The following is a 19,571-nucleotide window of genomic DNA, read 5'->3' as shown; positions in this document are numbered from 1 at the left end:
CTGTTAGCCGCTTAACGCAGGTTAACCAGCGTGTTGAGGATCTGATCCTGGGTCTTGATGGTCTGCGCGTTCGACTGATAGTTACGTTGCGCGACAATCATGTTCACCAGCTCTTTACTCAGGTCGACGTTAGAGGCTTCCAGCGCACCGTTGGTCAGCGTACCGAAGTTACCGGAACCCGCGGTACCCAGCAGCGCGACGCCGGAGGACTGCGTGGCAGACCAGACGTTGTCACCTTCAGACTTCAGACCTTCGTTGTTGGCGAAGTTTGCCAGCACGATCTGGCCCAGAACCTGGGTCTGTTCGTTGGAGTAGTTACCGACCACGGTGCCGTCGTCGTTGATCTGGTAGCTCACCAGGTCGCCCGGTTTAAAACCATTCTGGCTGGTTCCAACGATGTTGTTCGCACCGGTGTTCTGCTGCATGGAGTTCGCAAAACTCATGGCGAAGGTCGCAGGCGTGGCACCAGGAATGGTCGCGGTAGTCAGGTTGATGTTGCCACCGCCGATCAGCGTACCGTTGTTGTTGAAGGTCAGCGTCGTGGCGAGAGAGGCCGTGCTGCCTGCCACGCTACCGTCCTGGGCATACACTTTCCAGGAGTTAGCCGGGGTCGCATCTTTAACGTAAAACAGGTTCATGTTGTGCGCATTACCCTGGCTGTCAAAGACGGTGACCGTACCTTTTTTGTTGTAGGTATCCGGGTTGGCCGGATCAAAGGCGGTGGTCGGTGCGGTATCGGTGGAGTTGAGGTTAATCTGCTGGGAAGCCGTGGTGGTGGCCTTCGCGGCCATCAGCGTGGTCGGGATATTAATAGGCTGTGGGTTCGCACCGGTCTGAACCGTTGATGGCGTCCCGGCAACCGGATAACCGGTTAATTGCATCCCCTGCATGTTCACCAGGTTACGGTTTTCGTCCAGCTTGAACTGGCCGTTACGGCTGTAGAACACCGAGCCGTTAGCATCGACCATACGGAAGAAACCGTTCTGGCTGATGGCAACGTCCAGGCCACGACCGGTATTGGTGGTGGTGCCGTCGGTAAAGTCCTGGGTAATGCCTGCAACTTTTACGCCCAGACCCACTTTGGAACCGGCAAACATATCTGCAAATGAAGCAGAACCGGATTTAAAACCATAGGTCGCGGAGTTGGCGATGTTGTTGCCAATGACGTCCAGGTTGGTGGCCGCAGCATTCAGGCCGCTGACCGCTTGAGAAAAGGCCATGACTTACTCCTGATAAGTGTTAAGGCTTAGATAATCTGCCGAACTTCGTCGAGTGTGGTGGTACCAGAAGTACCCAAATCCAGTTTGTTGCCATCGCTACCTTTAATGACGCCCTGGACCAGCGCAAACTGCAGCGGCTGAGCCACCAGCTGGGTAGAGCCATTGCTGGCACTGATTGCCACTTTGTAAGAACCGTTTGGCGCTTTGGTGCCGTCGGCCAGGCTGCCATCCCAGGTAAAGGTATGAACGCCCGCCTTCAGTTCGCCGATATCAATCGTGCGAACCACGGCGCCGGTAGCGTCGGTGATCGTCGCGGTGACTTTGTCGGCCGCCTGCTGCAGCTCAACGCCAAACGGCGTGGTGGTGGTGGTCGTATTGCCTTCGGTGGTGCTGGTGCCCGCCAGGATCGTGGTGCCCGGGATCATCACCCCGTGACCAATCAGGCTCGCAGCCTGCAGGGACTGGCTGTTATCAATTTGCCCGGAAACAGAGCCGAGGGTGGTATTGAGTTTCTCAATGCCGCTGACGGTACTGATCTGCGCAAGCTGCGTGGTCAGTTCGTTGTTCTGCATGGGGTTGGTGGGATCCTGGTTCTTCAGCTGTGCCACCAGCAGCGTCAGAAAGCTGCTTTGCAGATCGGAGGCGTTACTTCCCGTCAGGGAGCTGGAACCCGTCGAACTTTTGGCGCCACTGACACCCGAGTTCGTTGGATCATTCACATTAACGGCGATGGACATGCATGTCTCCTTTACTGGCCGAGAGTGAGGGTTTTGAGCATCATGCTCTTCACGGTATTAAGCACTTCGACGTTTGCCTGGTAGCTACGTGAGGCGGACATGGAGTTCACCATCTCCCCCACCACATCCACGTTTGGCATTTTCACGTAGCCGTTCGCATCCGCCAGCGGGTTGCCGGGCTCATACACCAGTTTGTCCGGTGCCTGGCTTTCCACCACGTCAGAGACTTTCACCCCGCCCGTCGCCGCGCCTGGTGCAGCATCCACCTGGAACACCACCTGCTTTGCACGATAAGGCTGTCCGTCAGGTCCGGTCACGCTGTCGGCGTTCGCCAGGTTACTGGCAGCCACGTTCAGGCGCTTGGACTGCGCGGTTAACGCCGAGCCGGCGATATCGAAAATATTCAGCAAGGCCATTTATCCGTTGCCCCCCTGCAGGACGTTCATCATGCCTTTGATCTGTCCGCCGAGTACGGTCAGGCCCATCTGGTATTTCAGGCTGTTATCGGCAAACTGCGTACGCTCCCGGTCCATATCCACGGTGTTACCGTCGAGTGAAGGCTGGTCGGGAATGCGATAAAGTAAATCGGTCGTGGGCGCCGTCATCGCCTGAGCAGGAATATGGCGTGAGGAGGTCAGAGCGAGCGCGACACCGCTCCCTTCTGCACGTCCACGCTCCATCACTTTTTTAAGCTCACTGGAAAAATCAATATCGCGCGCCTGATACCCTGGCGTATCGGCGTTGGCAATATTGGCGGCTAAAATCTCCTGCCGCTGGGCGCGTAAATTGAGCGCTTCCTGCTGAAAACGTAACGCGGCGTCGAGTTTATCGAGCATGTCTCCTCCGCTGATGGCAAAATTTCAGTTCACAGCTTAAATCTCACCCCGTCACCCCTATCGACGGAATAAGCGCAAAATGCGTCGCTATTTATTCCGTTGATGCAAAACCACTGCAGGTAGAATCCTCTCAATTCGGGTAACGGTGGAATGTGCGATGCAAACGTTAAAACGCGGCCTGGTGGCTACGGCCCTGCTTTTCAGCCCCCTGGTACAGGCTGAAGTACAGGATCAACTGACGGCTTTCTTTGCTCAGCAACTGGCGGGCTTTAGCGATGAAGTCAACGTCACCGTGCGCACGCCACCTAATCTCTATCCCTCCTGTGAGCAGCCGTCGTTCAGCGTAACGGGCACCACAAAACTGTGGGGGAACGTGAACGTGCTGGCGCGCTGTCCGGGTGAAAAACGCTATTTACAGGTTGCGGTACAGGCGACGGGCAATTATGTTGTGGCCGCCGTTCCCATTGCTCGCGGCAGCATGTTGCACGCCAGCAGCGTGACTCTGAAACGCGGTCGTCTGGATCAGCTTCCGCCGCGCACCATGCTTGACATTAACCAGGCACAAGATGCCGTCAGCCTGCGTGATGTCGCGCCAGGCCAGCCGATACAGCTCTCCATGCTGCGTCAGGCATGGCGGGTTAAAGCGGGTCAGCAGGTGATGGTGGTGGCCAACGGCGATGGTTTTCAGATAAACAGTGAAGGGAAGGCATTAAACAATGCCGCGGTGGCGCAAAATGCCCGCGTCAGGATGTCCTCAGGCCAGGTGGTTAGCGGAACCGTCGATTCTGATGGGAATATTCTGATTAACCTATAATCTTTTTAAAGAAATCGCTGCGACTGCCGATAAATAATCAACTAATGATGATGTCAGGCGCCAACGCCGCGAACCCTCGATGAGGACAACACTATGAGCATTGATCGTACATCAGCCCTGAAGCCGGTAAGCGCTGTACAGCCTCGCGAAACGAATGACGCCACGCCGCAGAAAACGCGTGTGGAAAAACCGTCAACGTCCAACAGCACCAGCGTCACCCTGAGCGATGCTCAGGCAAAACTGATGCAGCCAGGCAGCAGCGATATCAATATGGAACGCGTGGAAGCGCTGAAAACGGCTATTCGTAATGGTGAGCTGAAGATGGATACCAGCAAAATTGCTGACGCCCTGATTCAGGAAGCACAGAGTTTCTTACAGAGTAACTAACCGTATGAGTCGACTGTCAGAAATACTGGATCAAATGACGGTTGTCCTGAACGACCTGAAAACGGTCATGGACGCGGAGCAACAGCACCTCTCTTCCGGTCAGATCAACGGCAGCGCGTTGCAGCGTATTACGGAAGATAAAAGTTCGCTTCTGGCGACGCTGGATTATCTGGAACAACAGCGTCGCGCTGAGCAAGATCCTAAGCGCAGTGCGAATGACGATATTGTAGAACGCTGGCAGACCATTACAGAAAAAACCCAGCATCTGCGCCATCTCAATCAGCACAACGGCTGGCTGCTGGAAGGCCAGATTGAGCGTAATCAGCAAGCACTTGAGGTGTTAAAGCCGCATAAAGAGCCCGGGCTGTACGGGGCGGATGGTCAAACATCAACGGCACGTGTCACGGGCGGGAAAAAGATTTCGATTTGAAGCCCAGGCGACAAATCAGGCAGCGGGGAGCACCCTAAGGTGAACTCCCCTTTTGGCGTTTATGCGGTACGGCGGGCAAACTCTTTCACTTTGAAGCCCAGCACCGCGAGCGTCGCAAAGTAGGCCACAACCCCAACACCCACAACGGCCATCAGCCGCATCAGACGGTAAAGCATGGTGCCCTGCGACCATTCCGGCATGACATGCAGCATGCCAAGCAACGCCGCTGCCATAACCAGCACCGCAACGATCAGACGCACAAAGAAGCTTTTCCAGCCCGGCTGCGGCGTGAAGATATCCTGCTTACGCAACTGCCAGTACAACAGCCCGGCGTTGAGACAGGCCGCAAGACCAATAGACAAGGCCAGACCGGCGTGCTTCAGCGGGCCAATAAAGGCCAGGTTCATCAGCTGAGTCATAATCAGCGTCACAATGGCAATTTTCACCGGCGTTTTGATGTCCTGGCGCGAGTAGAACCCTGGTGCCAGCACTTTAACGACGATCAGCCCCATCAGCCCCACCGAGTAGGCAATCAGCGCCTGCTGCGTCATTGACGCGTCAAAAGCGGTGAATTTGCCGTACTGGAACAGGGAAACGGTCAGCGGCTGCGCGAGGATCCCCAGCGCTACCGCACTCGGCAGCGCCAGCAGGAAGCAGAGACGCAGCCCCCAGTCCATCAGACGGCAATATTCGTCATGGTTTCCGCTGGCAAAACTTTTCGACAGCGACGGCAGGAGAATGGTCCCCAGCGCCACCCCCAACACCCCGGAGGGAAACTCCATCAAACGGTCCGCGTAATACATCCACGAAACGGAACCGGATTTGAGGAAAGAGGCGAAGATAGTGTTGATGATAAGCGAGATCTGGCTAACCGAAACCCCGAGAATGGCAGGCCCCATCTGCTTAATCACGCGCATCGCACCGGCGTCACGGAAATTAATTCGCGGCAGAACCAGCATGCCGATTTTCTTCAGATGCGGCAGCTGATACGCCAGTTGCAACACGCCGCCCGCCGTCACCGCCCAGGCCAGCGCCAGCACCGGCGGGTTGAAATGGGGTGCGGCGAACAGCGCAAAGCCAATCATGCTGATGTTAAGGAAGGTTGGCGCAAAGGCCGGAACGGAAAAACGGTTCCAGGTATTGAGGATTGCCCCCACCAGCGAGGCCAGGGAGATCAGCAGAATATAAGGAAAGGTAATACGCAGCAGTTGAGTGGTCAGGGCAAATTTATCTGCCGAGTCCGCAAAGCCGGGTGCCGTCACCATAATCACCCAGGGCGCAGCCAGCATCCCGAGTACCGTTACGATCGCCAGGGCCAGCGTCAGGAGGCCTGAAACGTAAGCGACAAACACGCGCGTGGCGTCTTCACCCTGCTTGCTTTTATATTCCGCCAGGATAGGAACGAATGCCTGGGAAAATGCCCCCTCGGCAAAAATGCGACGCAATAAATTCGGCAATTTGAACGCGACGAAAAAGGCGTCCGTTGCCATCCCTGCACCAAATACTCTTGCCACAATCGCATCGCGCGCAAAACCCAGCACGCGGGAAAACATGGTCATCGAGCTGACTGCCGCCAGCGATTTTAATAAGTTCATTAATGAGAATTCCCACAACCCTACGGATTTCCAGGACGGGTAAGCGAAAGCGCCACCCATTGAAACCAACAAACGGCGCTTAGTCTACCCGGATTTAAGGGAATTACTATCGGCAGATGTTACAGAGAATTATTCGCTCATGGCCTCTCGCCAGAGCCGCTCAACAATGCGTTGTGCCATGATGGCCTGCTCACCGGATGTTTCCGGAACCGTCTGATTTTGCACACAGGTGATAAAGTGGCGGGCGCATCCGTCAAAGCCGCGCTGCTCAAGGGTGCTTTGCCAGCCAGGCGCCGGTAGCGTGACCACGCCGCTGCCTTTCTCTTCGCGCCATTCGCGCATGTCGGTAATGTCATACAGGGCACCATCCGTGACCGCCTGCACAGACTCCCGCTGACTGCCGGCCCGGCGATGCATGCTGGTGGTGACCTGCAGATGCTCAAGAGCAAAATGGTGCTCAGCGTAAACCATCTGGCCCTGATCGTTGGTCAACAGGGTGCCGCTTTTAAGCTGGGCTTGCCCGTTGGTTAGCCAGAGCGCCGTATCTACTACGTGCAGATAATCATCCAGAAGGGTAAAGCGCAGATCGTTCGGTCCGACACTGTCGGTACGATGCTTGTCCATTCGCAGGGACGCGAGCCCACCAGACCTGGCCTTCAACTGCTGGTAAAGCGGCGCAAAACGGCGATTGAAGCCCACCATCAGCGTCAGTTTTTTGCGTGCAGCGAGTTCAATCAGCCGTTCGGCATCCTGAATGTTTTCCGCCAGGGGTTTATCCACACAAACGTGGACCCCGGCATTCAGTAATTCGCTGATCACCTGATAATGGGTGGCGGTAGAGGTGTGCACAAAGACCGCATCGCAGTCGCGCGCCAGATCCTGAAGCGATGCCGCATACGGCATGCGCCAGGTTTCGCAGATCCGCTCAGCCTTCTCGCGGGTAGGTGACCACGCCCCTTGCAGCGTCCAGTCCGTCGCGGCCCCCAGAACAGGCAGCCAGGCCTTTTGCGCAATACCGCCCAGCCCTACCACGCCAACGCGTAATTTTTTCACCGTCAGTCTCCTAAATGTGCCAGCAATGCATCCAGGCGTTGTTTCAGCCCGGCCACCTCTTCCTCCAGCGCCTCTACGCGTGCTGCGAGGCTGTCATGGGCGGCGGGGGCAACCGAATCTGCCAACACCGTTGACGTATCAACCTCACCGCTAAACAGGTGCATATAGCGGCTTTCACGTTTCCCCGGCTCACGCGCCAGACGTACCACGTAAGGGCCATCCTCGCGGGTGGCAAGCCCATCCAGGGTCTGCTCAACCTCCTGCATATCGGCGAACTCATGCATGCGGGAGGCCCGGGTGCGCAATTCACCGGGTGTTTGCGCGCCGCGCAGTAACAGCGTGGTGATCACCGCCACCTCGGCGGCACTCAGCTTCAGATCGCCGAACTCAGAATTGCAAAACCGCTGCTCGTACTTGGTCACGCGGTTACCGAAACCGCTGACCGTGCGCAGGTAATGGCGTTTAACCAGCTCATCGAGAATATCCTGCACCTCATGTTCGCCGAGATTCATCACCGGCTCACGGTTGGTTTTCTGGTTACACGCCATCGTCACGGCATTGACGGAGAGCGGATACTGTTCCGGCGTGGTGACCTGTTTTTCCAGCAGGCAGCCAATCACACGCGCTTCTGTTGCGCTTAACTGATATTTCATCTCTTCTCCTTAGCGGCCTGCCGTCCAGTCCCGGGTGGTTAATGCTGTCAGTACGTGGTCGCGCCACTCTCCGTCTATCAGCAGATAATCTTTGGCGTACCCCTCTTTCTCAAACCCCAACCGCGCGAGCAAATTACCGCTGCGCTGATTGTGTGGCATGTAGTTCGCCATAATGCGATGGATATGTTGCGTGCGCTGCATATAACGGATCGCCACCGTTAGCGCCTCATACATCAGCCCCTGCCCTTGCCATTTCTGGCCGATGGAGTAGCCGAGGTAGCAGGCGTGAAACGATCCGCGCACCACGTTGGAAAAGTTGGCAATACCGATGATCTCTTTTTCCTCCGGATCCAGCAGCGCGAAATAGAACGCGCTTCCCTGCTTGTGGAATTCTGCAATCATGCTGAGGCGCGCCTGCCAGCCGGAAGGGTAGCAGTGGCTCTCATCCCGAACGGGTTCCCAGGGTTTTAAAAACTGGCGATTCTCGGCGTAATAATCCGCCAGACGCCAGGCATCACGCTCGTGCACCAGACGAACAACCAGCCTGTCCGTTGTCAGACGCACTTTTGGCACATTACTGCGATAGCCAAACATCGATACCACTCCTTCCCGTCACTTCTGCTTACCCATTAGCTTTACTATACCTGCGCCTGTGCCGTCTGTGAAAACAGTGACATACCATTTTGACCTCTTTTCACATTTTTCGATGAGAACTCTCTATCAAAGCGCTCTTTTGATAAAAAAATATTGTCACGCGCGGGGGTGGGAAAAAACGTGGCGACACCGCAGAATGTTAGCGTGCTCACCATCCTGTTTTCCCTGGAGGGAAAATGTCCCGCGTATCACAGGCCAGGAGCCTGGGTAAATATTTCCTGCTAGTCGATAACATGCTGGTCGTGCTCGGCTTTTTTGTTGTGTTTCCCCTCATCTCGATCCGCTTTGTCGATCAAATGGGCTGGGCGGCACTGATGGTCGGTATCGCGCTCGGGTTACGCCAGTTTGTCCAGCAGGGTCTGGGCGTGTTTGGTGGCGCCATCGCCGACCGCTTTGGTGCCAAACCGATGATCGTGACGGGCATGCTGCTACGCGCGGCAGGCTTCGCCACCATGGCAATTGCCCAGGAACCGTGGCTGCTGTGGTTTTCCTGCTTCCTCTCCGGTATCGGTGGCACCCTGTTTGACCCGCCGCGCACCGCGCTGGTGGTTAAACTCATTCGTCCGCATCACCGGGGACGCTTCTTCTCAATTCTGATGATGCAGGACAGTGCCGGGGCGGTGATTGCGCCCTGCTGGGAAGCTGGCTGTTGCAGTACGACTTTCGTCTGGTCTGCGCGGCGGGTGCGCTGCTCTTTATTCTGTGTGCGCTCTTTAATGCCCTGTTTCTGCCGGCATGGAAACTGTCAACGGTCAAAGCCCCGGTACGCGAAGGTCTTGGCCGCGTGCTGCGAGACAAACGCTTTGTTACGTACGTGCTGACCCTTACGGGGTATTACATGCTGGCCGTTCAGGTCATGCTGATGCTGCCGATCATGGTAAACGACATTGCGGGCACCCCGGCCGCCGTAAAATGGATGTACGCCATAGAAGCCTGCCTCTCTCTGACCCTGCTCTACCCGATCGCCCGCTGGAGCGAACGGCGTTTTCGCCTGGAGCATCGCCTGATGGCCGGGCTGTTATTGATGACGCTCAGTATGATGCCCATCGGGCTGGTGAACTCGCTCCAGCAACTGTTTACGCTGATTTGCACCTTCTATATCGGCTCCATTATTGCCGAACCGGCTCGTGAAACGCTGAGCGCCTCGCTTGCCGACGCGCGCGCTCGCGGCAGCTATATGGGGTTCAGCCGCCTGGGGCTGGCCTTTGGCGGTGCATTGGGTTACGCCGGCGGCGGCTGGCTGTTCGATGCCGGAAAAGCCCTAAGCCAGCCGGAACTGCCCTGGGTCATGCTCGGCGTGGTCGGCTTTATGACGCTCCTTGCGCTGTGGTGGCAATTCAGCCAGAAGCGCAGCGCGAGCGGCATGCTCGAACCTGGGGCATAATATTCCCTGCGGCGGGGCCTCTCCCGCCGCCATTATCAGTTTTTTCTGCTGGTTTCCGCTATTTCACCCTGACATACTGGCGTAACAGGACAGTAGCGCCGATTTTTCGTTGAGGAACACTATGAAAAAAATTGTCATTGCCGCCGCATTCATTGTCAGCGGCCTGCTGGTAGGTTGTAACCAGCTTACGCAATACACCGTCAGTGAGCAGGAAATTAATCAGGCGCTGGAAAAACATAATAACTTTTCAAAAGACATTGGTGTGCCGGGGCTTGCCGATGCGCATATCGTCCTCAGCAACCTCACCAGCCAGATTGGGCGCGAAGAGCCGAATAAAGTCACTCTCGCCGGGGATGCCAATCTCGATATGACCTCTCTCTTCGGTAACCAGAAAGCCAACATTAAGCTGAAGCTCAAGGCGCTGCCGGTCTTTAACAAAGAGAAAGGGGCCATTTTCCTGCAGGAGATGGAAGTGGTAGATGCGGACGTCACGCCGGACAAGATGAAACCGGTGATGCAGACCCTGATGCCCTACCTGAACCAGTCCCTGCGCAACTACTTTAACCAGCAGCCGGCCTATGTCTTAAGTGAAGACAAGAGCAAGGGTGAGGCACTGGCGAAAAAATATGCCAAAGGCATTGAGGTGAAACCGGGAGAGATCGTTATTCCATTCACCGATTAACCTGAAGGGGCGCAAAAGCGCCCTTTTTTTTACGGAAAAGTGTGCAAACGAAAACGTTTCCGCTTATGATTTGTGTCCGGCAAAAACAGCCATCCTAATGACTGATCCCTGACAAGCCGGAGCTTCCATGACTGCACAACCCCAGGTTCTTAAAATCCGCCGCCCTGACGACTGGCATATCCATCTGCGTGATGGCGATATGTTGAAAACGGTCGTGCCGTATACCAGCGAAATTTATGGCCGCGCGATTGTCATGCCTAACCTGGTTCCACCAGTCACCACCGTTGATGCCGCTATGGCTTATCGCCAGCGAATTCTTGATGCCGTGCCGGCAGGACATGATTTCACTCCGCTGATGACCTGCTATCTGACCGACACCCTCGATCCGAATGAAGTGGAACGCGGCTTTAACGAAGGCGTGTTCACCGCGGCGAAACTCTACCCGGCTAACGCTACCACCAACTCCAGCCACGGTGTCACCAGTATTGACGCCATCATGCCGGTTCTGGAACGCATGCAAAAACTGGGCATGCCGCTGCTGGTACACGGTGAAGTGACCCACGCCGACATTGATATCTTCGACCGTGAAGCCCGCTTTATCGAAACCGTAATGGAGCCGCTACGCCAGCGTCTTCCTGCGCTTAAAGTGGTGTTTGAACACATCACCACCAAAGATGCCGCAGAGTATGTCCGCGATGGCAATGAACTGATTGCCGCCACCATCACGCCGCAGCATCTGATGTTTAACCGCAACCACATGCTGGTTGGCGGCGTTCGTCCGCATCTCTATTGCCTGCCCATTCTGAAGCGTAACGTTCATCAGCAGGCGCTGCGTGAACTCGTTGCCAGCGGTTTCTCCCGCGCCTTCCTCGGCACGGACTCCGCGCCTCATGCACGCCACCGCAAAGAGGCCAGCTGCGGTTGCGCAGGCTGCTTTAACGCCCCTACCGCGCTCGCCAGCTATGCCACCGTGTTTGAAGAGATGAATGCCCTGCAGCATTTTGAAGCGTTCTGCTCGCTCAATGGACCACGCTTCTACGGGCTGCCGGTCAACGAAACGTTCATTGAACTGGAGCGTAAAGAGAGCCGCGTGGACGAGGCCATTCCGCTGACGGATGACACGCTCATCCCGTTCCTTGCCGGTGAAACCGTCAACTGGACGGTAAAAAGCTAAAAAAACAGTGCCCCTTGTTGTCAAACCCATAATATACCTGTATAAATAAACAGTATATTACACAGGGGGCATTTATGCGTATTGAAGTCACCATAGCCAAAACAACCGTTCTGCCTGCTGGCGCGCTTGATGCGCTGGTCGGTGAATTATCCCGCCGTATTAACAGTACTTTCCCTGACAACGCTGGTGCCGTAACGGTTCGTTATGCGGCGGCAAACAACCTCTCCGTCATTGGCGGCGCGAAAGAAGATAAAGACCGTATCAGCGAAATCCTGCAGGAAACCTGGGAAAGCGCCGACGACTGGTTCATCACAGATTAATCTTGCTCCCTCATTGTTCTTTTTTGCCGGGTCGCCCCGGCTTTTTTTCGTCTGAAATCCGGTTCGTTCAAATTAATTCGGCAACAAATTTAAAAATCGTGAACAAGGTGGTGTTTTATTGTTCGAACAATCCTAAAAAGCAGAAAAATGTGTTGCCAACTGTTTATTTTTCCCTTGCGAACCCTTATTACTTGTATACTGAAGATGCTTTCAGAAAAACATGCATTGAACCTCGGAGCCGTTGTCTTCTAACACGCATTAAGGGGGTTATAATGGAAAAGAATAGCGAAGTCATCCAGACCCATCCGCTTGTTGGCTGGGATATCAGTACCGTAGATAGCTACGATGCGCTGATGCTGCGTTTGCACTACCAGACCCCGAATCAACTCAACCGTGAAGAAGCGGAAGTTGGACAGACGCTGTGGCTTACAACAGACGTCGCCCGTCAGTTTATTTCTATTTTAGAGGCAGGTATTGCCAAAATAGAATCTGGCGACTATCAGGAAAATGAGTATAAACGGCACTAGGTTTATACCTATTCTTCGCTCAACAGGCACCCTCCGGGTGCCTTATTTATTTCTCCCTTGTGTCAGCCCGCATAGTTAATTACTCTGCTAACAAAGCGTGAGTTCGAGAGATGGATATGAGATACGACTTAATCATTATTGGTAGCGGATCCGTGGGGTCTGCCGCCGGTTATTACGCAACGCAAGCGGGTCTGAAGGTCCTGATGATCGATGCCCACCGTCCTCCCCATGCAGAGGGCAGCCATCATGGCGACACCCGGCTTATTCGCCACGCCTACGGTGAAGGCGAGCGCTATGTTCCGCTGGTGCTCCGCGCCCAGACGCTATGGGATGAACTGGCGAAGCTGACGGAAGAACGCATTTTCGAACGCACGGGCATCATCAACCTGGGCCCTGCCCGCTCTGATTTTCTGGCCAACGTTGAACAGAGTGCGAAAGCGTTTAATCTTGTTGTGGAGAAGCTGGACGCGGCAGGCATCATGGCCCGTTGGCCAGAGATCGCCGTCCCGGACGATTATATCGGCCTGTTTGAAGCCAACTCCGGGGTCTTACACAGTGAAACGGCCATCAAAACCTGGATCGATCTTGCGGAAAAAGCGGGCTGCGCTCAGCTCTTCAACTGTCCGGTGGAATCCCTCACTCATCACGCTGATGGCGTTACGGTCACCACTGCGGACGGAGAATATTCAGCGTCCCGTCTGCTGATTAGCGCAGGCACCTGGGTCACACGTCTGTTGCCCGATCTGCCTGTTCAGCCGGTGCGCAAGGTCTTCTCCTGGTTCCAGTCGGATGGCCGTTACAGTGCACAGAATAAATTCCCGGCATTTACCGGGGAGTTACCGAACGGCGATCAGTTTTACGGCTTCCCGTCTGAGAAAGACGCGCTCAAAATCGGAAAACACAATGGCGGGCAGGCGATCTCCTCCCCTGAAGAGCGTAAACCGTTCGGTGCATACCCACAGGATGGCTCCGAAGCGTTTACCTTCCTGCGCAATATCCTGCCGGGCGTAGGCGGTTTACTGTATGGTGCTGCCTGCACCTACGACAACACGCCGGACGAAGACTTCATCATTGATACCCTGCCGGGGCATGACAACACGCTACTCATCACCGGCCTCAGCGGTCATGGCTTTAAGTTCGCCTCCGTGCTGGGCGAGATTGCTGCGCAGTTTGCCCAGGGGATCGCACCGCAGTTTGATCTCACCCCCTTCTCACTTTCGCGTTTTAGCAGATAATCCGCCGCGGGTTTCGGACGTCCGGAACCCGTTTTCCAGACAGAAAACGGGACATTATGCGCAGGATCGTTGGCTTTCTTATCAATAACATTCGTGAGCATTTTATGCTCTATATTTTATTATGGGTGCTGCTGGCACTCATCGATATTATTTACATTGTATTTTACTGAAAAGTGAAGCTGACAATTACTGACATTACTTTAGGTTAGCTTAATCTTTTGCTTGCTGCTTATTCCGCCTTGGACGAAGCGATTGAATTACATTTGCGGATCATTTTCAAAACTGCTGAAATAAATAAAATAAAAATCTATATTCAATTATTTCAGTTGCAATATCATTTATTCCCGTTCATTTTTACTATTCTGTTTTTCTTCGAATGGTCATTCTGATGCAATTGCGTAACTCCTCTCAGCGCTACGGAATAATATCCATGTGTTTACACTGGATAGTTGCTCTTACCGTTTATGCAATGTTCGGACTGGGTCTGTGGATGGTGACGCTCAGTTATTACGATGGCTGGTATCACCAGGCACCAGAACTGCATAAAAGCATCGGCATCCTGCTGATGATGACGTTGGTTATTCGCGTGATCTGGCGTCACATTTCCCCGCCGCCCGCCGCGCCCAAAACCCACAGTAAATTAACGCGTGTCAGCGCGGTTGCCGCGCACGTTACGCTCTATATCCTGCTGTTCGCCATTCTGATTAGCGGGTATCTCATTTCCACTGCAGACGGCAAGCCGATTAACGTCTTTGGCCTGTTTGAGGTTCCGGCCACGCTCTCTGACGCAGGGGTTCAGGCCGACACCGCAGGCGTGGTGCATCTCTGGCTCGCGTGGAGCGTGGTGATCCTGTCTGTCCTGCACGGGCTTGCCGCCCTTAAACACCATTTCATCGATAAAGACGATACGTTAAAGCGCATGCTTGGCCGTTCGTCAGTTGACTCTGGAGCATAAAATGAAAAAACACCTGCTGGGTATCGCATTAGGTTCTCTGCTATTCACCACCGGTTCTGCCGTGGCGGCTGATTATAAAATTGATAAAGAAGGCCAGCATGCTTTCGTCAATTTCCGTATTCAGCACCTCGGTTATAGCTGGCTGTACGGTACCTTTAAAGATTTTGACGGCACATTCACCTTTGACGATAAAAATCCTGCCGCCGATAAGGTCAATGTGACCATTAATACGAATAGCGTCGACACCAACCATGCAGAGCGCGATAAACATTTGCGTAGTGCGGAATTCCTTAATGTATCAAAATTCCCACAGGCGACCTTTACGTCGACCGAGGTGAAGAAAGAAGGTGAGAAGCTGAATATTACCGGTAATCTGACGCTCAATGGCGTCACGAAACCGGTGACCCTGGAAGCCAAATTACTCGGCCAGGGTGACGATCCGTGGGGTGGCAAACGCGCAGGTTTTGAAGCCGCAGGGAAAATTCATCTGAAAGATTTTAATATCACCACGGATTTAGGTCCGGCATCTCAGGACGTAGAACTGATTATTTCCGTTGAAGGTGTTCAGCAGAAGGCATAATAAACACGCCCGGCAGGGTTTGACGTTGCCGGGCGTCATTATCATTCCGGGTCAGGAATACCCAGTTTGGTATTCAGGCGGCCTCGGGATTTATTAAAAATCTTATTGCCGTTTTCACGTCCCGCACGACGGCGGCGCTGCTCCTCTTCCGGCAGCATGCTCTCTTCACTGCACAGTTCGCTACAGCAGCCGTTAAATTTCTCTGCGCACGCCGGGCACTGAATAAACAGCAGATGACAACCGTCATTTTTGCAGTTGGTGTGGGTATCGCACGGTGCGCCGCACTGGTGGCAATGGGCAATCACGTCTTCTGAAATACGCTCACCCATTCGCTCGTCAAAGACAAAGTTTTTACCGATAAAACGCACCGGTAACCCCTGCTCACGGGCACGGCGGGCATACTCGATGATACCGCCTTCGATATGCCAGACCTTATTAAATCCGTTATGTTTCATCCACGCGCTGGCTTTTTCGCAGCGAATACCGCCGGTGCAGTACATAACGATTTTCTTATCTTTATGTTCCTGCATCATCTCAACCGCTTTCGGCAGTTGCTCGCGGAAGGTGTCGGCCGGGATTTCCATTGCGTTCTCGAAATGGCCCACTTCATATTCGTAGTGGTTACGCATATCGATGAATACCGCGTCAGGGTCATCAAGCATCGTATTGACTTCCGCCGCCTTCAGGTATTCCCCCACGTCGGCCGGGTTGAAGGCCGGGTCGTCAATGCCGTCTGCCACGATACGCTCACGCACTTTCATACGCAGCACCCAGAATGATTTACCGTCATCGTCCAGGGCGATGTTCAGGCGTAAGCCGTTCAGCGCCGGATCGAAGCCGTAAAGAAAATCGCGGAAGGCGCTTACGTTGCTTTCCGGGATGCTGATCTGGGCGTTGATACCTTCACGCGCCAGATAGACGCGCCCAAAGACGTTCAGCGCAGTGAAGGCTTTATAGAGCTCATCGCGGGTCGCTTGCGGATCGTTGATCGTGAAGTATTTATAGAATGAGATGGTCGTGCGCGGTTCGGTTTCAGCCAACATACGCGCTTTCAACATCTCATTCGATACGCGGTTGTGTAACACTGGCATGGTGTACAAGTCCTGCAATCGTTATTGAGAAAGGAAAATCGGTCGGCATCATATAGCAAACAATAACAATTTACATCCACACAATTTACGCTACATTTCTGTCAGCCTGAACTATGCGTCATAACATTTGCTGCATTAGCGCGCGTTTCGACATCATACATTTTGGCTATGTAGTAAAAAATGAGACACTAAGACCTTCAGGACGTTAGAAAACAGGACCGACATGACCCAATTACCGAAATTTACCGTCACCCTTTTGCATCCTCGCTATTGGTTGACCTGGCTTGGCATTGGCTTTTTATGGCTTCTGGTCCAACTCCCCTACCCGGTTATTTTCCGTCTGGGCAAAAGCCTGGGTCGTCTTGCGCAAATGTTTATGAAGCGTCGCGCCAGAATCGCCTACCGCAACCTTGAACTGTGCTTCCCGGACATGAGTGAGGCTGAACGTCATGACATGGTGACCAGGAATTTCGAGTCTGTCGGCATGGGGCTGATGGAAACAGGAATGGCGTGGTTCTGGCCGGACAAACGCATGGCGCACTGGAGCGTCGTTGCCGGTACGGGGATGGAGCCGGTACATTCGCTGCAGGCGAATCAGACGGGCGTGCTGCTGATTGGCGTACACTTTCTGACCCTGGAAATCGGCGCCCGTATGTTCGGTATGCAGGCGCCCGGCATTGGGGTTTATCGTCCAAACGACAACCCGGTTATTGATCTGATCCAGACCAATGGCCGTATGCGGTCCAACAAAAGCATGATCGACCGTAAGGATCTGAAGGGTATGATCCGCGCCCTCAAATCAGGTGAAGTGGTCTGGTATGCCCCCGATCACGACTACGGCCCGCAATCCAGCGTATTTGTTCCGTTCTTTGCCGTTGAAGAGGCGGCCACCACCACGGGCACCTGGATGCTGGCACGCATGTCCAAAGCCGCCATCGTCCCTTTTGTTCCGCGCCGCAAACCGGATGGTTCGGGTTACGAATTGATTATGCTGGAGCCCGAACTGGCGCCTCCACTGGATGATGCTGAAACCACCGCACGCTGGATGAACGGCATTGTCGAGAAATGCATTATGCTCGCACCGGAGCAGTACATGTGGCTGCACCGCCGCTTTAAAACGCGGCCAGAAGGCACGCCGTCCCGCTATTAATTCCCCCTGCGGCCCGTTGGGCCGCTCCCTGTTTTAGCTTTAAAAGCTCTCCCTCATTGCGGCAATCATAACCCAGGCGCATAATTAGCAGGCTTATTACTTCATGCCTTACGGTGCGCTGCACCTCATTATGCGGATTGTTATGTCACCCTCAGATGCCCCCATAAACTGGAAACGTAACCTTACGGTTGCCTGGCTTGGCTGTTTTCTTACCGGCGCGGCGTTTAGCCTCGTGATGCCCTTTCTGCCCCTGTACGTTGAACAACTGGGCGTGACGGGCCACAGTGCGCTCAATATGTGGTCTGGTCTGGTGTTCAGCATCACTTTCCTCTTCTCCGCCATTGCTTCGCCGTTCTGGGGCGGCCTTGCCGACCGTAAAGGGCGTAAAATCATGCTGCTGCGCTCGGCGCTGGGAATGGCCATCATCATGGCGTTAATGGGTGTGGCGCAAAACGTCTGGCAGATTCTGATTTTGCGCGCGCTACTTGGCCTGCTGGGAGGATTTATTCCCAACGCGAATGCGCTGATCGCCACCCAGATCCCGCGTCATAAAAGCGGCTGGGCGCTCGGGACGCTCTCAACCGGAGGCGTCAGCGGCGCCTTGCTGGGACCTCTGGCGGGCGGCTTGCTGGCGGACAGCTATGGCCTGCGCCCGGTATTTTTCATTACTGCCAGCGTGTTGTTCCTCTGCTTTATCGTTACGCTGATCTGCATTCGTGAAAACTTCACCCCCGTCGCCAAAAAAGAGATGCTCCACGCACGGGATGTGCTGGCTTCACTCAAAAACCCCAGACTGGTACTGAGCCTGTTCGTGACGACACTCATTATTCAGGTCGCGACCGGTTCGATTGCCCCTATTCTGACGCTGTACGTTCGCGATCTGGCAGGTAACGTGAGCAACATTGCGTTTATCAGCGGGTTGATTGCCTCCGTACCCGGCGTGGCGGCGCTGCTTAGCGCCCCGAGGTTAGGGAAACTGGGAGACCGCGTCGGCCCGGAAAAGATCCTGATTTGTGCGCTGGTGATCTCCGTGCTGCTGCTCATTCCCATGTCGATGGTGCAATCACCCTGGCAACTGGGCGTTCTGCGCTTTTTGCTGGGTGCCGCCGACGGGGCGTTACTGCCCGCCGTTCAGACCCTGCTGGTTTACAACTCCACGAACCAGATCGCCGGGCGTATCTTTAGCTACAACCAGTCATTTCGCGACATCGGCAACGTTACCGGCCCGCTGGTGGGGGCCGGGATCTCCGCCAGCTTCGGTTTTCGCGCCGTGTTTATCGTCACGGCGGGCGTAGTACTGTTTAATGCGGTTTACTCGTGGTTCAGTTTATCCCGGACATTACGGCCGGTGGCGGAATAAGACAAATACGTGACGGCTTATTTTCGCATTCATACTTGCAGAATCAGATATTCAGCTATTCTTTCCCTGAAACCTTCTGGAAAACAGGGAGACACCAATGACCATGTACGCCACGCTGGAAGAAGCTATTGATGCCGCTCGTGAAGAGTTCCTCGCCGATAACCCCGGCGTTGATGAAGAAGATGCGGACGTGCAACAACTCAACATCCAAAAGTATGTCCTTCAGGACGGAGATATTATGTGGCAGGCCGAATTCTTTGCTGACGAAGGTGAAGAAGGCGAATGTTTGCCGATCCTGAGCGGTGAAGGAGCTCAGGCCGTCTTTGATGGTGACTATGACGAAATTGAGTTGCGTCAGGAGTGGCTGGAAGAGAACACCCTGCACGAGTGGGATGAGGGTGAATTTCAGCTCGAGCCACCGCTGGATACGGAAGAAGGTCAAACCGCAGCTGACGAATGGGACGAGCGTTAATTACCGCTACTCATAGGGGCCGTGGCTGGCATCGATGGGCAACAACAGCGTATCGAAAATCAGCGAGAACGGCAGATCGAGCACCGTCAGGTAGCGCCATGCGGAATCCCGGACATCCCATTTCACGCCCGGATAGTACTGATTCCCGTGGCCCTGCCCCGGAATGGTGCGACTGATGATGCTGCCGCAGCCGCTCAGCAGACATGCCATCATGACGACGATGATTATTTTCATCCGTTACCTCTAAAAAAATACCGGCGTT

At 54.4% G+C, this 19,571-nt stretch carries 24 protein-coding genes and 1 pseudogene; 15 read left to right on the top strand and 10 right to left on the bottom strand.

The annotated features are described in order from the left end of the window. Nucleotides 1-11: 11 nt before the first annotated feature. The 4 genes from flgE to flgB are packed head-to-tail and all read right to left on the bottom strand — an operon-like array spanning nucleotide 12 to nucleotide 2,793. Nucleotides 12-1,220 (bottom strand): flagellar hook protein FlgE, encoded by a 1,209-nt coding sequence (gene flgE / locus ACMWKA_RS02680; RefSeq protein ID WP_013097136.1) that lies wholly within the window; start codon nucleotides 1,218-1,220, stop codon nucleotides 12-14. Between the two features lie 26 nt (nucleotides 1,221-1,246). After that, complete coding sequence (gene flgD, locus ACMWKA_RS02675) at nucleotides 1,247-1,957, bottom strand: flagellar hook assembly protein FlgD (protein WP_013097137.1); 711 nt, start codon at nucleotides 1,955-1,957, stop codon at nucleotides 1,247-1,249. A gap of 11 nt (nucleotides 1,958-1,968) precedes the next feature. Further along, nucleotides 1,969-2,373, bottom strand: coding sequence for a flagellar basal body rod protein FlgC (gene flgC, locus ACMWKA_RS02670; RefSeq protein WP_013097138.1), 405 nt, complete (start codon nucleotides 2,371-2,373; stop codon nucleotides 1,969-1,971). Then, on the bottom strand, nucleotides 2,374-2,793 hold the full coding sequence (flgB, locus tag ACMWKA_RS02665; protein ID WP_013097139.1) for a flagellar basal body rod protein FlgB: 420 nt from the start codon (nucleotides 2,791-2,793) through the stop codon (nucleotides 2,374-2,376). Between the two features lie 157 nt (nucleotides 2,794-2,950). On the opposite strand from flgB, the gene flgA reads away from it, so the two are divergent. The 3 genes from flgA (at nucleotide 2,951) to flgN (ending at nucleotide 4,424) form a co-directional block, all read left to right on the top strand. Beyond that, nucleotides 2,951-3,607, top strand: coding sequence for a flagellar basal body P-ring formation chaperone FlgA (flgA, locus tag ACMWKA_RS02660; protein ID WP_013097140.1), 657 nt, complete (start codon nucleotides 2,951-2,953; stop codon nucleotides 3,605-3,607). Nucleotides 3,608-3,700: 93 nt separating this feature from the next. Beyond that, on the top strand, nucleotides 3,701-3,994 hold the full coding sequence (gene flgM / locus ACMWKA_RS02655) for a flagellar biosynthesis anti-sigma factor FlgM (protein WP_013097141.1): 294 nt from the start codon (nucleotides 3,701-3,703) through the stop codon (nucleotides 3,992-3,994). Nucleotides 3,995-3,998: 4 nt separating this feature from the next. Further along, nucleotides 3,999-4,424: a flagella biosynthesis chaperone FlgN gene (flgN, locus tag ACMWKA_RS02650; protein WP_028027944.1), complete on the top strand. Its 426-nt coding sequence runs from the start codon at nucleotides 3,999-4,001 to the stop codon at nucleotides 4,422-4,424. 59 nt (nucleotides 4,425-4,483) lie between these two features. Here the strand turns inward: flgN and murJ are convergent, their stop codons facing one another. The 4 genes from murJ to rimJ form a co-directional block, all read right to left on the bottom strand. After that, nucleotides 4,484-6,019, bottom strand: a complete 1,536-nt coding sequence (gene murJ, locus ACMWKA_RS02645; RefSeq protein WP_023620179.1) for a murein biosynthesis integral membrane protein MurJ — start codon at nucleotides 6,017-6,019, stop codon at nucleotides 4,484-4,486. Nucleotides 6,020-6,148: 129 nt separating this feature from the next. Beyond that, entirely contained in the window at nucleotides 6,149-7,072 is a 924-nt protein-coding gene (locus ACMWKA_RS02640) for a Gfo/Idh/MocA family protein (RefSeq protein WP_248067593.1), read from the bottom strand. Nucleotides 7,073-7,074: 2 nt separating this feature from the next. After that, complete coding sequence (locus ACMWKA_RS02635; RefSeq protein WP_062934261.1) at nucleotides 7,075-7,725, bottom strand: YceH family protein; 651 nt, start codon at nucleotides 7,723-7,725, stop codon at nucleotides 7,075-7,077. A 9-nt stretch (nucleotides 7,726-7,734) separates the two neighbouring features. Next, nucleotides 7,735-8,319, bottom strand: a complete 585-nt coding sequence (gene rimJ, locus ACMWKA_RS02630; protein ID WP_013097146.1) for a ribosomal protein S5-alanine N-acetyltransferase — start codon at nucleotides 8,317-8,319, stop codon at nucleotides 7,735-7,737. Nucleotides 8,320-8,555: 236 nt separating this feature from the next. On the opposite strand from rimJ, the pseudogene mdtH reads away from it, so the two are divergent. The 9 genes and pseudogenes from mdtH to ACMWKA_RS02585 all read left to right on the top strand — a co-directional run bounded on the left by mdtH (nucleotide 8,556) and on the right by ACMWKA_RS02585 (nucleotide 15,236). Next, nucleotides 8,556-9,763, top strand: a pseudogene (gene mdtH, locus ACMWKA_RS02625) (multidrug efflux MFS transporter MdtH). A 121-nt stretch (nucleotides 9,764-9,884) separates the two neighbouring features. Beyond that, entirely contained in the window at nucleotides 9,885-10,445 is a 561-nt protein-coding gene (locus ACMWKA_RS02620; protein ID WP_013097149.1) for a lipoprotein, read from the top strand. Nucleotides 10,446-10,572: 127 nt separating this feature from the next. After that, nucleotides 10,573-11,619, top strand: a complete 1,047-nt coding sequence (gene pyrC / locus ACMWKA_RS02615; protein WP_251998395.1) for a dihydroorotase — start codon at nucleotides 10,573-10,575, stop codon at nucleotides 11,617-11,619. Nucleotides 11,620-11,693: 74 nt separating this feature from the next. After that, nucleotides 11,694-11,939: a DNA damage-inducible protein I gene (gene dinI, locus ACMWKA_RS02610; RefSeq protein WP_414759968.1), complete on the top strand. Its 246-nt coding sequence runs from the start codon at nucleotides 11,694-11,696 to the stop codon at nucleotides 11,937-11,939. Between the two features lie 272 nt (nucleotides 11,940-12,211). Further along, entirely contained in the window at nucleotides 12,212-12,466 is a 255-nt protein-coding gene (gene bssS, locus ACMWKA_RS02605) for a biofilm formation regulator BssS (protein WP_008500827.1), read from the top strand. 116 nt (nucleotides 12,467-12,582) lie between these two features. Then, a complete protein-coding gene (gene solA, locus ACMWKA_RS02600; protein ID WP_414759967.1) occupies nucleotides 12,583-13,701 on the top strand; it encodes an N-methyl-L-tryptophan oxidase in 1,119 nt (372 codons plus the stop codon). 56 nt (nucleotides 13,702-13,757) lie between these two features. Beyond that, nucleotides 13,758-13,871: a YceO family protein gene (locus ACMWKA_RS02595; RefSeq protein ID WP_020689623.1), complete on the top strand. Its 114-nt coding sequence runs from the start codon at nucleotides 13,758-13,760 to the stop codon at nucleotides 13,869-13,871. A 218-nt stretch (nucleotides 13,872-14,089) separates the two neighbouring features. Further along, on the top strand, nucleotides 14,090-14,656 hold the full coding sequence (locus ACMWKA_RS02590; protein ID WP_028027945.1) for a cytochrome b: 567 nt from the start codon (nucleotides 14,090-14,092) through the stop codon (nucleotides 14,654-14,656). Between the two features lies 1 nt (nucleotide 14,657). Then, nucleotides 14,658-15,236: a YceI family protein gene (locus tag ACMWKA_RS02585; RefSeq protein WP_013097156.1), complete on the top strand. Its 579-nt coding sequence runs from the start codon at nucleotides 14,658-14,660 to the stop codon at nucleotides 15,234-15,236. A gap of 41 nt (nucleotides 15,237-15,277) precedes the next feature. On the opposite strand, the gene ACMWKA_RS02580 is transcribed toward ACMWKA_RS02585, so the two are convergent. Further along, a complete protein-coding gene (locus ACMWKA_RS02580) occupies nucleotides 15,278-16,327 on the bottom strand; it encodes a rhodanese-related sulfurtransferase (protein ID WP_058661105.1) in 1,050 nt (349 codons plus the stop codon). 223 nt (nucleotides 16,328-16,550) lie between these two features. Here ACMWKA_RS02580 and ACMWKA_RS02575 point away from each other — a divergent pair, with 223 nt between their 5' ends. The 3 genes from ACMWKA_RS02575 (at nucleotide 16,551) to ACMWKA_RS02565 (ending at nucleotide 19,309) form a co-directional block, all read left to right on the top strand. Continuing rightward, nucleotides 16,551-17,477, top strand: coding sequence for a Kdo(2)-lipid IV(A) acyltransferase (locus tag ACMWKA_RS02575; RefSeq protein ID WP_045295776.1), 927 nt, complete (start codon nucleotides 16,551-16,553; stop codon nucleotides 17,475-17,477). Between the two features lie 142 nt (nucleotides 17,478-17,619). Then, a complete protein-coding gene (mdtG, locus tag ACMWKA_RS02570; protein ID WP_414759966.1) occupies nucleotides 17,620-18,837 on the top strand; it encodes a multidrug efflux MFS transporter MdtG in 1,218 nt (405 codons plus the stop codon). 97 nt (nucleotides 18,838-18,934) lie between these two features. Then, a complete protein-coding gene (locus ACMWKA_RS02565; RefSeq protein ID WP_014831418.1) occupies nucleotides 18,935-19,309 on the top strand; it encodes a MysB family protein in 375 nt (124 codons plus the stop codon). A gap of 6 nt (nucleotides 19,310-19,315) precedes the next feature. Here ACMWKA_RS02565 and ACMWKA_RS02560 read toward each other — a convergent pair whose 3' ends face one another. Continuing rightward, the gene (locus tag ACMWKA_RS02560; RefSeq protein WP_013097162.1) at nucleotides 19,316-19,543 is read right to left on the bottom strand and encodes a YceK/YidQ family lipoprotein; all 228 of its coding nucleotides are present in this window, start codon (nucleotides 19,541-19,543) and stop codon (nucleotides 19,316-19,318) included. Nucleotides 19,544-19,571 lie beyond the last annotated feature (28 nt).

The sequence above is a fragment of the Enterobacter sp. 03-F-07-AD-ECC genome, from assembly GCF_047530935.1.
Lineage (GTDB): Bacteria > Pseudomonadota > Gammaproteobacteria > Enterobacterales > Enterobacteriaceae > Enterobacter > Enterobacter cloacae.
The sequence above is the reverse complement of the archived record's forward strand: the minus strand, read 5'-3'. Positions and strand labels throughout refer to the sequence as shown.

Bases quoted from the DNA above. Each gene is read 5' to 3' on its own strand.
- flgC (WP_013097138.1), bottom strand. From the start codon at position 2,373: ATGGCCTTGCTGAATATTTTCGATATCGCCGGCTCGGCGTTAACCGCG.
- dinI (WP_414759968.1), top strand. From the start codon at position 11,694: ATGCGTATTGAAGTCACCATAGCCAAAACAACCGTTCTGCCTGCTGGC.
- pyrC (WP_251998395.1), top strand. From the start codon at position 10,573: ATGACTGCACAACCCCAGGTTCTTAAAATCCGCCGCCCTGACGACTGG.
- murJ (WP_023620179.1), bottom strand. From the start codon at position 6,019: ATGAACTTATTAAAATCGCTGGCGGCAGTCAGCTCGATGACCATGTTT.
- bssS (WP_008500827.1), top strand. From the start codon at position 12,212: ATGGAAAAGAATAGCGAAGTCATCCAGACCCATCCGCTTGTTGGCTGG.
- flgN (WP_028027944.1), top strand. From the start codon at position 3,999: ATGAGTCGACTGTCAGAAATACTGGATCAAATGACGGTTGTCCTGAAC.
- ACMWKA_RS02590 (WP_028027945.1), top strand. From the start codon at position 14,090: ATGCAATTGCGTAACTCCTCTCAGCGCTACGGAATAATATCCATGTGT.
- ACMWKA_RS02595 (WP_020689623.1), top strand. From the start codon at position 13,758: ATGCGCAGGATCGTTGGCTTTCTTATCAATAACATTCGTGAGCATTTT.
- flgE (WP_013097136.1), bottom strand. From the start codon at position 1,220: ATGGCCTTTTCTCAAGCGGTCAGCGGCCTGAATGCTGCGGCCACCAAC.
- solA (WP_414759967.1), top strand. From the start codon at position 12,583: ATGAGATACGACTTAATCATTATTGGTAGCGGATCCGTGGGGTCTGCC.
- flgB (WP_013097139.1), bottom strand. From the start codon at position 2,793: ATGCTCGATAAACTCGACGCCGCGTTACGTTTTCAGCAGGAAGCGCTC.
- ACMWKA_RS02565 (WP_014831418.1), top strand. From the start codon at position 18,935: ATGACCATGTACGCCACGCTGGAAGAAGCTATTGATGCCGCTCGTGAA.
- rimJ (WP_013097146.1), bottom strand. From the start codon at position 8,319: ATGTTTGGCTATCGCAGTAATGTGCCAAAAGTGCGTCTGACAACGGAC.
- ACMWKA_RS02560 (WP_013097162.1), bottom strand. From the start codon at position 19,543: ATGAAAATAATCATCGTCGTCATGATGGCATGTCTGCTGAGCGGCTGC.
- flgM (WP_013097141.1), top strand. From the start codon at position 3,701: ATGAGCATTGATCGTACATCAGCCCTGAAGCCGGTAAGCGCTGTACAG.
- ACMWKA_RS02585 (WP_013097156.1), top strand. From the start codon at position 14,658: ATGAAAAAACACCTGCTGGGTATCGCATTAGGTTCTCTGCTATTCACC.
- ACMWKA_RS02580 (WP_058661105.1), bottom strand. From the start codon at position 16,327: ATGCCAGTGTTACACAACCGCGTATCGAATGAGATGTTGAAAGCGCGT.
- ACMWKA_RS02575 (WP_045295776.1), top strand. From the start codon at position 16,551: ATGACCCAATTACCGAAATTTACCGTCACCCTTTTGCATCCTCGCTAT.
- flgA (WP_013097140.1), top strand. From the start codon at position 2,951: ATGCAAACGTTAAAACGCGGCCTGGTGGCTACGGCCCTGCTTTTCAGC.
- flgD (WP_013097137.1), bottom strand. From the start codon at position 1,957: ATGTCCATCGCCGTTAATGTGAATGATCCAACGAACTCGGGTGTCAGT.
- mdtG (WP_414759966.1), top strand. From the start codon at position 17,620: ATGTCACCCTCAGATGCCCCCATAAACTGGAAACGTAACCTTACGGTT.
- ACMWKA_RS02620 (WP_013097149.1), top strand. From the start codon at position 9,885: ATGAAAAAAATTGTCATTGCCGCCGCATTCATTGTCAGCGGCCTGCTG.
- ACMWKA_RS02635 (WP_062934261.1), bottom strand. From the start codon at position 7,725: ATGAAATATCAGTTAAGCGCAACAGAAGCGCGTGTGATTGGCTGCCTG.